The sequence below is a fragment of the Pseudogemmobacter faecipullorum genome, assembly GCF_020539525.1.
Taxonomy (GTDB): Bacteria; Pseudomonadota; Alphaproteobacteria; order Rhodobacterales; family Rhodobacteraceae; genus Pseudogemmobacter; species Pseudogemmobacter faecipullorum.
In genome coordinates this window covers 123124-134387 of sequence record NZ_JACDXX010000005.1, presented here as the reverse complement: position 1 = coordinate 134387, position 11264 = coordinate 123124, and the positions used below count along the sequence as shown (strand labels likewise).

At 63.3% G+C, this 11264-nt stretch carries 7 protein-coding genes; 6 read left to right on the top strand and 1 reads right to left on the bottom strand.

Annotated elements, in window-relative coordinates; genetic code table 11:
- The first annotated feature begins 90 nt into the window (after nucleotides 1-90).
- Complete coding sequence (locus tag H0485_RS07220) at nucleotides 91-1023, top strand: PHP domain-containing protein (RefSeq protein ID WP_255613406.1); 933 nt, start codon at nucleotides 91-93, stop codon at nucleotides 1021-1023.
- 33 nt (nucleotides 1024-1056) lie between these two features.
- On the opposite strand, the gene H0485_RS07215 is transcribed toward H0485_RS07220, so the two are convergent.
- The gene (locus tag H0485_RS07215; RefSeq protein ID WP_226934693.1) at nucleotides 1057-1926 is read right to left on the bottom strand and encodes a LysR family transcriptional regulator; all 870 of its coding nucleotides are present in this window, start codon (nucleotides 1924-1926) and stop codon (nucleotides 1057-1059) included.
- Nucleotides 1927-2083: 157 nt separating this feature from the next.
- Here H0485_RS07215 and H0485_RS07210 point away from each other — a divergent pair, with 157 nt between their 5' ends.
- The 5 genes from H0485_RS07210 (at nucleotide 2084) to H0485_RS07190 (ending at nucleotide 11259) form a co-directional block, all read left to right on the top strand.
- Nucleotides 2084-4525 (top strand): GcvT family protein, encoded by a 2442-nt coding sequence (locus tag H0485_RS07210; protein ID WP_226934692.1) that lies wholly within the window; start codon nucleotides 2084-2086, stop codon nucleotides 4523-4525.
- 70 nt (nucleotides 4526-4595) lie between these two features.
- Entirely contained in the window at nucleotides 4596-7055 is a 2460-nt protein-coding gene (locus tag H0485_RS07205; RefSeq protein ID WP_226934691.1) for a GcvT family protein, read from the top strand.
- Nucleotides 7056-7218: 163 nt separating this feature from the next.
- Nucleotides 7219-8781 carry a trimethylamine methyltransferase family protein gene (locus H0485_RS07200; RefSeq protein ID WP_226934690.1) on the top strand — a complete coding sequence of 521 codons (1563 nt, stop codon included), beginning with the start codon at nucleotides 7219-7221 and terminating at the stop codon, nucleotides 8779-8781.
- Between the two features lie 110 nt (nucleotides 8782-8891).
- The gene (locus H0485_RS07195) at nucleotides 8892-10328 is read left to right on the top strand and encodes an aldehyde dehydrogenase family protein (RefSeq protein ID WP_226934689.1); all 1437 of its coding nucleotides are present in this window, start codon (nucleotides 8892-8894) and stop codon (nucleotides 10326-10328) included.
- A gap of 31 nt (nucleotides 10329-10359) precedes the next feature.
- Nucleotides 10360-11259, top strand: coding sequence for an NAD(P)-dependent oxidoreductase (locus tag H0485_RS07190; protein ID WP_226934688.1), 900 nt, complete (start codon nucleotides 10360-10362; stop codon nucleotides 11257-11259).
- Nucleotides 11260-11264 lie beyond the last annotated feature (5 nt).

The following is an 11264-nucleotide window of genomic DNA, read 5'->3' as shown; positions in this document are numbered from 1 at the left end:
GCTTTGTCACCTGGCTGACATGGGCCATAGTTACCCTCGTGTCTTTATGGCCCGGTCGCCGGACCGGGTCTTTTGCCCGAGGGAGTGGGAATGATCCGCCAATCTGCTTTTTCAGCGCCCGGCCGTTTCTGGCGCGGCAATCTGCATACCCATTCCAACCGCTCGGATGGCGCGTTGGAGCCCGATGAGGTCTGCCGCCGCTACCGCGCCCAGGGCTATGATTTTCTTGCGATTACTGATCATTACGTCGGCCATTACGACTATCCGCTGATCGACAGCCGCGCCTGGCGCAGCGCGGATTTCACCACGCTTATCGGGGCCGAGCTGCATTCGGGCGCGATGGAGAATGGCGAGCTCTGGCATATCCTCGCCGTTGGCCTGCCCCTGGATTTTCCCCGGATCGGTGCCGCGGGTTTCCGCGCCGATGCAGAGCAGATGTCAGGCCCCGAAATCGCCCGTCTGGCGGCCGAGGCCGGGGCCTTTGTCGCCATTGCCCATCCGCAGTGGTCGGGCATGAGCCTGCAGGATGCACGTTCGATCACTGCCGCCCATGCCGTTGAAATTTATAACCATTCCTCCGCTGTCGGCGCAGATCGCGGTGATGGTGCGGCGATTGCGGATCTGCTGATCTCTGAGGGGCGCGATGTCTCGCTGATCGCCACGGATGATGCGCATCTGTTTGACCCCGATCATTTCGGCGGCTGGGTCATGGTGCGCGCGCGAGAGAACACGCCCGAGGCGCTGCTGGCGGCGCTGAAACGCGGTGACTTCTATTCCAGCCAGGGGCCGGAAATCCGTGATTTCTATTTTGATGGCGAGCAGCTGGTGGTGGAAAGCTCGGCGGTCGAGCGGGTGATTGCGCTTGGCTTCGGCTCCAGCTCGAACCAGGTTTATGGCCATGCCATGACCCGCACCGCAGTGCCGCTGAAATGGCAGGGCGAGACGCCCTGGCTGCGCGCGGTGGTGATCGATGCCGCCGGGCGCCGGGCCTGGACCAATCCGATCCGCCGCCCGGTGCTGTAACGGCCGGGGCAGGTCCGGGGGGCAGGGGCGTGATCAGCCGGCCTGGCCCTCGGCCCTGCCGGCCAGCTGGCGGCTGACGATCCGGCTGAGCTTGCGGTGCAGAGGCGTGATGCGGTGGCGGATATGCATGGCGGCAAAGACCGGCTGGCGCAGCACCGGCGCATCGCTGACCGCGCGCACCCGCCCGGCCTGGATCAGCTCCTGGGCGGTGACCTCCAGCACATAGCCCGCCCCGCCCATCGACAGCAGCAGCGAGGTGACCGAGCCGCTCTGCCCGACCGAAATCGGTGAGATGGCCAGCTGCGGCGTCAGCTGGCGGTGCATCTCCTCAAAGGCCGGCGAGAAATGCGAGAAGATAAAGCGCTCAGGCCGGATCTGCTCCAGCTGATCCGGTCCGGTTGAAATCATCCGGTAGACCGCATCACCCACGCTTTCAAAATGCAGATCCGGATGCGGTTTGGGCGAGAACATCACCGCGAAATCGAGCACGCCGGTCAGCAGATCAAGACACATCTGATTGGAATAATCGGGCTCGATATACAGCGCGATATCGGGGAACTGACGGCGGATCTCGGCCACCTGTTCGCCCAGATAGACCGCCGAGAGATCATTCTGAATGCCAAGGCGCAGCAGATGTCCGGCCCCGGCCGGGATCTGAATGCGCCGCCGCGCCTCATTCCATTCATGGCGCAGGCTGCGGGCATGGGGCTCAAAGCGCTTGCCCTCGGTGGTCAGCGTGGTGCCTGAGCGCGAGCGGTCAAACAGCCGCGCGCCGATCGCCGTCTCCAGCGCCTGCAGCCGCGCTGAGATGGTGGATTGCGTGACCCCCAGCCGCTCGGCCGAGCGGTGAAAACTGCGGGTCTCGGCAAGATCCAGAAAGGTTTCGATCAGTTCAGTTTGCATATCGGTCAAATCCAGCGGCCGGCCTGGCCCCGGCCCGGCAGAATCTTTGTGCCGAAAGGGAAATCCCTGATCGGCATTCCCGATCAATAGCCAGGGGCCGGCCGAATTGAAAGCCTCTCTGGCCTGGCCGATAGTATCAGCAATCAGGGAGAGAATTATGACGGAATTTGCCAGCGCAAGGGTTGCGATCATCGGCGGCGGCGTGGTCGGGGTCTCGGCCCTGTATCATCTGGCCAAAGCCGGCTGGAAAGATGTGATCCTGCTCGAGAAAAATGAGCTGACGGCAGGCTCGACCTGGCATGCTGCGGGCAATGTTCCGACCTTCTCGGCCTCCTGGTCACTGATGAATATGCAGCGCTATTCGGCGCAGCTCTATCGCGGCCTCGGCGAAGAGGTCGGCTATCCGATGAATTACCATGTCACCGGCTCACTGCGGATCGGCCATTCGCAGGAGCGGCTGCTCGAGTTCCAGAAAGTCGCCGGGATGGGCCGCTATCAGGGCATGGATATGGAGGTGCTGGGGCCGGATGAGATCAGAGGCCGTTATCCTTTCCTCGAAACCCATGATCTGACCGGCGCGCTTTATGACCCGAATGACGGCGATATCGATCCGGCGCAGCTGACCCAGGCCCTGGCGACGGGCGCCCGCCAGATGGGGGCGCGGATCGAGCGCTTCTGCCCGGTCACGGCGGCGCGCTGGACCGGCAAGGAATGGATCCTGTCGACGCCAAAGGGCGAGGTCCGTGCGGAATATGTCGTCAATGCCGCCGGTTACTATGCGGCCGAGGTCGGCAAGCTGTTCAACCGCCGTGTGCCGATGATGGTGATGAGCCATCAGTATCTGCTGTTTGACGCCATCCCCGAGCTCGAGGCCTGGAGCGCTGAGAGCGGCCATAAGCTGCCGCTTTTGCGCGATGTCGACAGCAGCTATTACCTGCGCCAGGAGAAGATGGGCTTTAACCTTGGCCCCTATGAAAACCCCTGCCAGGCGCATTGGGCCACGCCCGATGACCCGATGCCCGAGGATTTCAGCTTCCAGCTTTACCCGGATGCGCTCGAGCGGCTGGAATGGCATATTGCCGATGCTATGGCGCGGGTGCCGCTGCTCGAGAAAGCCGGGCTGCAGAAGGTGATCAACGGGCCGATCCCCTATACGCCCGATGGCAATCCGCTGATCGGGCCGATGCCGGGCGTGCCCAATGCCTTTGAGGCCTGCGTCTTTACCTTTGGCATCTGCCAGGGCGGCGGGGCCGGTAAGGTGCTGGCCGAATGGGTGACCGAGGGCGCGACCGAATGGGATATGTGGTCCTGCGACCCGCGCCGTTTCACCGGATTTGAGGATCACGATTACTGCATCGCCAAGGGCAAGGAAGTCTATGGCAATGAATATGCAATGCATTTCCCGCATCACGCCTGGAGCGAGGGGCGCGATAAAAAGCTCTCGCCGGTGCATGAGCGCACCAAAGCGCTGAGCGCGCAGTTCGGCCCCTTCAATGGCTGGGAGCGCCCGCTCTGGTATGCGCGCCCGGGCGATGACATTGCCGAGGCATCACAGCGCAGCTGGCGGCGCGAAGGCCCCTGGTTTGCCGCGGTAAAGGCAGAATGCGAGGCGGTGCGCGATGCCTGCGGCATCCTCGATCTGCCGGGCTTCTCGCGCTACTGGCTGTCGGGCCCGGGCACGGCGGACTGGCTGTCGCGCCAGATCACCGGCAAACTGCCCGCCACCGGCCGTCTGGGTCTGGCCTATTTCGCCGATGACAAGGGCCGGATCGTGACCGAAATGTCGGTGGCGCGGTTCGGCGAGGAGGAATTCCTGCTGATCACCGCCGCCACCGCCCAGTCGCATGACCGCGCCTGGCTGGAAAAACATCTTGAGGCCGGGATCACGCTGCAGGAGGTGACGGATCTCTGGTCCTGCCAGATCCTGACCGGGCCGAAGGCGCGGGAGGTTCTGCAGGCCGCCGGGGCAGAGGCCGATCTCTCGAAGGGCTGGCTTACCCATCAGTCCGGCACAATCGCCGGGCGCGAGGTCTGGTTCGCCCGGGTCTCCTTCGCCGGCGAACTGGGCTGGGAGCTGCATACGAAGACCGCGGATACCCTCGCGGTCTGGGATGCCGTCCTTGCCGCGGGCGCACCGCTGGGGCTGAAACCCTTTGGAATGTTTGCGCTGAATTCTTTGCGGATCGAAAAGGGCTACCGGGCCTGGAAAGGCGATCTTTCCACTGATTACAACATCCTGCAGGGTGGTCTTGAGAGATTTGTCGACTGGGCCAAACCCGAATTCCGCGGCAAGGCACGGCTTGAGGCACTGAAGGCCGAAGGGGTGAACCGCCGCTTTGCCACCCTGGTGATCGAGGCCGGGGCCTTTGATCCACCCTATATGGCGACGATCTGGAACGGCGATGAGGTGGTCGGGGAAGTGACCTCGGGCTATTTTGGACATCGTGTCGGAAAATGCATTGGTCTGTGCATGTTGCGATCGGATCTGAATGTGCCGGGCCAGGCGCTGGAGGTCGAGATCTTCGGCGAGCGCCGCCGCGCCGAGGTCCAGGCGGATGAGCCGCTCTGGGATCCGAAAAACCTGCGCATCCGCGCCTGATATCCGGGCACCGGGGGCTTTCTGCCGGTGCCAATGACTTTCATCTGACTGAAGTATAAGGGGTAACATCTTGGTTGATGTACCAAAAACGGCCCGTGCAGTTGTTATCGGTGGCGGGGTTTCCGGCTGCTCGGTGGCCTATCACCTCGCCAAAGCGGGCTGGACCGATATCGTTCTGCTCGAGCGCAGAAAGCTGACCTCGGGCACCACCTGGCATGCGGCCGGGCTGATCGGTCAGCTGCGCGCCAATCAGAATATGACCCGACTGGCGAAATATTCGGCCGATCTCTACCGCAGCCTCGAGGCCGAGACCGAGGTCTCGACCGGGCTGAAACAGGTGGGCTCGATGACCGTGGCGCTGACCGCCGACCGGATGCAGGAAATCCTGCGCCAGGCCACGGTGGCGCGGATTTTCGGTGTGGATGTCAATGAGATTTCCCCATCTGAAATCAAAGCGATGTATCCGCATCTTAATGTCGATGGCGTGATCGGTGGCGTGCATCTGCCGGGCGATGGTCAATGCGATCCGGCCAATATCGCTATGGCGCTTGCCAAAGGAGCGCGGATGCGCGGCGCGAAGGTGATCGAAGGGATTAAGGTCACGGCGGTGACCGAAACCCCGGCCCCGGGCGGCAAACGCCAGGTCTCGGGCGTCGATTATATCGGCCCGGATGGCCCGGGTCATATCGCCGCTGATGTGGTGATCAACTGCGGTGGCATGTGGGGCCGCGATCTGGCGGCACAATCGGGGGTGACCCTGCCGCTGCATGCCTGCGAGCATTTCTATCTGGTGACCGAGCCGGTGGCCGGGCTGACCGATATGCCGGTGCTGCGCGTGCCCGATGAATGCGCCTATTACAAAACCGATGCCGGTAAGATGATGGTCGGCGCGTTTGAGCCCAAGGCCAAGCCCTGGGGGATGAACGGCATCCGCGAGGATTTCGAATTCGACACCCTGCCGGAAGACTGGGATCATTTCGCCCCGATCCTCGAGGATGCGGCCAACCGCATGCCGATGTTCCAGACCGCCGGGATCCATACGTTCTTTAACGGTCCGGAAAGCTTTACCCCCGATGATCGCTATTACCTCGGCCCGGCGCCTGAACTGGGCGGCTACTGGGTTGCGGCGGGCTATAATTCGGTGGGCATCGTCTCTTCGGGCGGCGCGGGCATGGCTCTGGCCGAATGGATCACCACCGGCGACGCGCCCTTTGATCTCTGGGATGTCGATATCCGTCGCGCCCAGCCGTTCCAGAAGAACCGCCGCTATCTGCGCGAGCGGGTGACCGAGACGCTGGGCCTGCTCTATGCCGACCATTATCCCTATCGTCAGGTGGAAACCGCGCGGGGCGTGCGGCGCAGCGTGCTGCATGAGCATCTGAAGGCGAAAGGCGCGGTCTTTGGCGAGATCGCTGGCTGGGAGCGCGCCAACTGGTTCGCCAATGAGGGCCAGGAGCGCGAATACCGCTATTCCTGGAGCCGGGCGAACTGGTTTGACAATCAAAAGGCCGAACATATGGCTCTGCGCGAAAGCGTGGGCCTGATCGATATGACCTCCTTTGGCAAAATCCGGGTCGAGGGGCGTGATGCCATGGCCTTCCTGAACCGGGTCTGCTCGGCGCAGATGGATGTGGCCGAGGGGCGCATCGTCTATACGATGTTCCTCAACCGCAAGGGCGGGATCGAGGCCGATCTGACCGTCACCCGCCTGTCGGAAACCGCCTATCTGCTGGTGGTGCCCGGCGCGCTGCTGCAGCGCTGCCTGGCCTGGCTGCGCGGCAATCTGGGCGAGGAATTCGCGGTGGTGACTGATGTCAGCGCCGGGGAATCTGTGCTCTGCCTGATGGGGCCGAAATCGCGTGACCTGCTTGCATCGGTCTCGCCCAATGATTTCAGCAATGAGAGCCATCCCTTTGGCCGGGCGAAGGAAATCGAGATCGGCCTCGGCCTCGGCCGGGCGCATCGCGTGACCTATGTCGGCGAGCTTGGCTGGGAGCTTTACATCCCGAGTGACCAGACCGCACATGTCTTTGAGGTGCTTGCCGAGGCCGGAGAAGCGCATGGGCTGAAGCTTTGCGGCATCCATGCCATGGACAGCTGCCGCATCGAGAAGGCCTATCGTCACTGGGGTCATGACATCACCGATGAGGATCATGTGCTGGAGGCCGGGCTCGGCTTTACCGTATCGCGCAAAAAGCCCGATTTCCTCGGCCGCGATGCGGTGCTGGCGCGCGAGGATCAGGGGCTGGAGCGCCGCCTGGTACAGTTCCGCCTCGAGGATCCTGCGGTCTCGCTGTTCCATAATGAGGCTATTGTCCGCGACGGCAGGATCGTTGGTCCGGTAACCTCGGCCAATTATGGTCATGCGCTCGGCGGGGCGATCGGCCTCGGCTATGTGCCCTGCAAAGGCGAGAGCGAGGCGGAAATGCTGGCCTCGTCCTATGAGATCGAGGTGGCCGGGCAGCGCTTCAAAGCCCATGCCAGCCTTGAGCCGATGTATGATCCGAAATCGGCGCGGGTGCGCGGCTGAGGATGACAGACCGGGGGGCAGCCTGCCCCCCGGACCTGCGGGGGATATTTTCAGACAGATGAAAAGCCCCGGAGAACAGAAGAAACAGAAAACCGGACAGATTTATCGAAAAATCAGCTGAACCGGGGCCTCTGGCCCCATTGAACGGACAGGGAGACGGGAAATGGGCGCAGAGGATATCGGACTGGCAGAGGGCGCGCGCCGCAATGCGGGCCGGGCTGGCGGCAGGGCGGCGCGGGTCGCCGCGCGGGCCGCGCCGCTGGCTGAGGATCTGCGCCCGGTCCGCCCCGGGATGAAGGGCGGTCAGTACCGGCCGCTGAGCGATAGCGCGATGGAGCAGATCCACCACGCGGCGCTCGAGGCGCTGGAGGTGATCGGCCTGTCCAATGCACCGGCCAGCGGGGTGGAGATACTGACCGGGGCCGGGGCGATCCCGGGCGATGATGGCCGTATCCGTTTCCCGCGCGCGCTGGTCGAGGATATGCTGGCGGTGGCCGGGCGCAATATCACGCTCCATGGCCGCGATCCGAAACATGATCTGCATCTTTCCGGCAGTAATGTGCATTTCGGCACGGCGGGCGCGGCGGTGCATGTGGTCGATCCGGTGACGCTGAACTATCGCGATTCAACCGCCCAGGATCTTTATGATGCGGCGCGCCTCGTCGATAATCTCGACAATATCCATTTCTATCAGCGCACCATGGTCTGCCGTGATGTCATCGACAATAAAGAGATGGATCTGAACACGCTTTATGCCTGCCTCGCCGGGACCACAAAGCATGTCGGCACCTCGATTTTTGATCTCGACCATGTCGATGATGCTTTTGAGATCCTGCATATGGTGGCGGGCGGCGAGGCGGCCTGGCGGGCAAGACCCTTCGTCTCGAATTCGAATTGCTTCGTCGTGCCGCCGATGAAATTCGCCGAGGAAAGCTGCCGGGTGATGGAGGAATGCATCCGGCGCGGCATGCCGATGCTGCTGCTTTCGGCCGGCCAGGCCGGGGCCACGGCGCCGGCGCCGATTGCGCTGGCGATTGTTCAGGCGGTGGCCGAATGCCTGGCCGGCGTGGTCTATGTCAATGCCATCCGCCCCGGCGCGCCGGCGATTTTCGGCACCTGGCCCTTCGTCTCGGATCTGCGCACCGGGGCAATGTCGGGCGGCTCGGCCGAGCAGGCGCTGCTCACGGCGGGCTGCGCCCAGATGCACCGTTTCTATGATCTGCCAGGCGGCGCGGCCTCGGGGATTTCCGACGCCAAACTGCCCGATATGCAGGCGGGCTGGGAGAATGGCATCACCAATGCCCTCGCCGGTCTCTCGGGGCTGAATATGTGCTACGAATCGGTGGGGATGCATGCCTCGCTGCTGGGCTTCTGCCTTGAGAGCCTGGTGCTGGGCGATGATATTCTGGGCCAGGTGATGCGGCTGGTGCGCGGCATTGATGTCACGCCCGACAGCACCTCGATTGAGGCGATGAAAGAGGTCTGCCTGGGCGGACCAGGCCATTATCTCGGCTCGGATCAGACGCTTAAGCTGATGCAGACCGAATATGTCTATCCCAAAGTCGGCAATCGCATGTCGCCGAAAGAATGGATGGAGGCCGGAAAGCCGCAGCTGCTCGATAAGGCGATGGAGCGCAAGAATGCCATCCTTGCCAAAGCGGGCTGCGTGATTGATCCGCAGATCGATGCGGCGGTGCGGGCGCGGTTTAATATGTATTTCCGCTAGGGCCAAAACCGATCACGGCGCTTGCCAGAGCGGGCCGATCCGCGCCACTCTGGCGGGCGAAAAGGGACCAGGCAGCAGGCCTGGCCCGCAGCTTCTGACAGGAGAGAAACATGGCAATCTCGCAACATCTGGGCCAGTTCTATATCAACGGCGCCTGGGTCGATCCGCTACCGGGCGGCGAAACCATCGGTGTTGAAAACCCGGCCACGGAAGAGATTGTCGGCCAGCTGGCGCTGGGCAGCGAGGCCGATGCCGACCGCGCCATTCTCGCCGCCCGCGCCGCCTTTGACGCCTGGACCGTGGTGCCGGTGGCGGAGCGTATCGCCCTCGTGAAGAAGCTGCTTGAGGTCTATAACAGCCGCTATGAGGATTTCGCCCAGGCGATGTCGACCGAAATGGGCGCGCCGATTGAATGGGCGCGCGGCGCTCAGGCCTGGGCCGGTCAGGTGCATATTGAAAGCACCATCAAAGCCGCCGAAGAAATGACCTGGGAATATATGCGCGGCGAGACCCGGATCGTGATGGAGGGGATCGGCGTCTGCGCTCTGATCACCCCCTGGAACTGGCCGATGAACCAGATCGCCTGCAAAGTGGCTCCGGCGCTGATCGCGGGCTGCACCATGGTGCTGAAACCCTCGGAAATCGCGCCGCTTTCGGGGCTTTTATTCGCCGAGATCTGCCATGAGGCGGGGGTGCCGCCCGGGGTGTTCAACCTGGTCAATGGCGCAGGCCCGGTGGTGGGCGCGCGCATGTCCTCGCATCCCGAGGTGGATATGGTCTCCTTCACCGGCTCGACCCGGGCGGGGACGGCGATTGCCGCTGCCGCCGCGCCGACGGTGAAACGCGTCGCCCAGGAGCTGGGCGGCAAGAGCCCGAATATCATCCTGGCTTCGGCTGATATTCATGAGGCGGTCAAGGCAGGCGTTGCGGGCTGCTTTGGCAATACCGGGCAGAGCTGCGACGCGCCGACCCGGATGTTCGTGCCGCGCGACAAGGCCGAGGCTGCCTATGCTGCGGCGAAAGAGGCGGCGGCTGAGGTGGTGATCGGGCCCTCGAGCGACAGTGCCACCACCATGGGGCCGCTGATCTCGAAAGCACAATATGACAAGGTGCAGCGTCTGATCCAGGCCGGGATCGATGAGGGGGCAAAGCTGATCACCGGCGGCACCGGGCGTCCGCAGGGCGTCAATCGCGGCTGGTATGTGCAGCCGACGATCTTTGGCGAGGTCACCAATGAGATGACCATTTCGCGCGAAGAGATCTTTGGCCCGGTCTTGTCGATCCTGCCCTATGACAGCCTCGATGATGCGGTGCGCATGGCCAATGACACGCCCTATGGCCTCGCCGCCTATATTGCCGGGGACCGCGACGAGGCGCGGGTGCTGGCGCGGCGTCTGCGTGCCGGGACGGTGAACCTGAACTATCCGGACTGGGACACTTTCGCGCCCTTCGGGGGCTATAAGCAATCCGGCAATGGCCGCGAATATGCCGACTGGGGCATCCATGATTTCTGCGAAATCAAGGGTGTGGTCGGCTGGGGCGCCTGATCTGCCGGGAACTGAAACGGGGGGGCGGGTGATGCGCTATGGCTATATCGGTCTGGGTAATCTGGGCGGCAATCTGGCTTTGTCGCTGCTCCGCGCCGGATTTGACCTTACGGTCTATGATCAGAAACCGGAGCTGACCCGCCCCCTCGCGGAACATGGGGCGGTGGTGGCCGCCTCGCTGGAAGAGCTGGCGGGCCAGGTGGATCACATCTTCACCTGCCTGCCATCACCCGCCGCATCGGAAGCGGTTCTGGCGGGCCTTCTGGAACATCTGCCCGCCGGGGCGAGCTGGATTGAGAACTCGACCCTCGGGCGTGAGGATGTTCTGCGCCTTGCGGGCCTCGCGCGCAGCGCCGGGATCCGCATGTTTGAGGCCCCGGTCACCGGCGGGGTGCATCTGGCGGCGCGGGGCGAGATCACCGTGCTCGCCGCCGGGGATCAGGATCTTTACGATCTGCATTTCCCGGCTTTGGAGGCGATGGGCGGGCAGATTTTTTACATGGGCGGTCTCGGCTCGGCAGCGGTGATCAAGGTGATCACCAATATGCTGGCCTTCATCCATCTGGTGGCGGATGGCGAGGCGCTGATGCTGGCCAAACGCGGCGGGCTGGATCTGAAAACCGCCTGGGCGGCGATTGCTGCCTCCTCCGGCTCGTCTTTCGTGCATGAGACCGAGGGGCAGCTGGTGCTGAACGGCAGCTATGATGTGGGGTTTTCAATGGATCTGGCGCTGAAGGATCTGGGCTTTGCGCTGGGCTTTGGCCGCGAGTTCGGCGTGCCGCTGGATCTGGCCTCGCTGGTCAGTCAGACCTTTTTGCGCGGCCGTGCCGCCTATGGCGGCCAGGCGCAATCGACGCAGATCGTGAAACTGCTCGAGGATCTGCTTGGCACCGATCTGCGCGCCGAGGGCTTTCCGGCCAGGCTGGAATAGGGCTT

Coding starts and splice junctions, on each gene's coding strand:
- H0485_RS07215 (WP_226934693.1), bottom strand. CDS start 1,926: ATGCAAACTGAACTGATCGAAACCTTTCTGGATCTTGCCGAGACCCGC.
- H0485_RS07190 (WP_226934688.1), top strand. CDS start 10,360: ATGCGCTATGGCTATATCGGTCTGGGTAATCTGGGCGGCAATCTGGCT.
- H0485_RS07200 (WP_226934690.1), top strand. CDS start 7,219: ATGGGCGCAGAGGATATCGGACTGGCAGAGGGCGCGCGCCGCAATGCG.
- H0485_RS07220 (WP_255613406.1), top strand. CDS start 91: ATGATCCGCCAATCTGCTTTTTCAGCGCCCGGCCGTTTCTGGCGCGGC.
- H0485_RS07195 (WP_226934689.1), top strand. CDS start 8,892: ATGGCAATCTCGCAACATCTGGGCCAGTTCTATATCAACGGCGCCTGG.
- H0485_RS07210 (WP_226934692.1), top strand. CDS start 2,084: ATGACGGAATTTGCCAGCGCAAGGGTTGCGATCATCGGCGGCGGCGTG.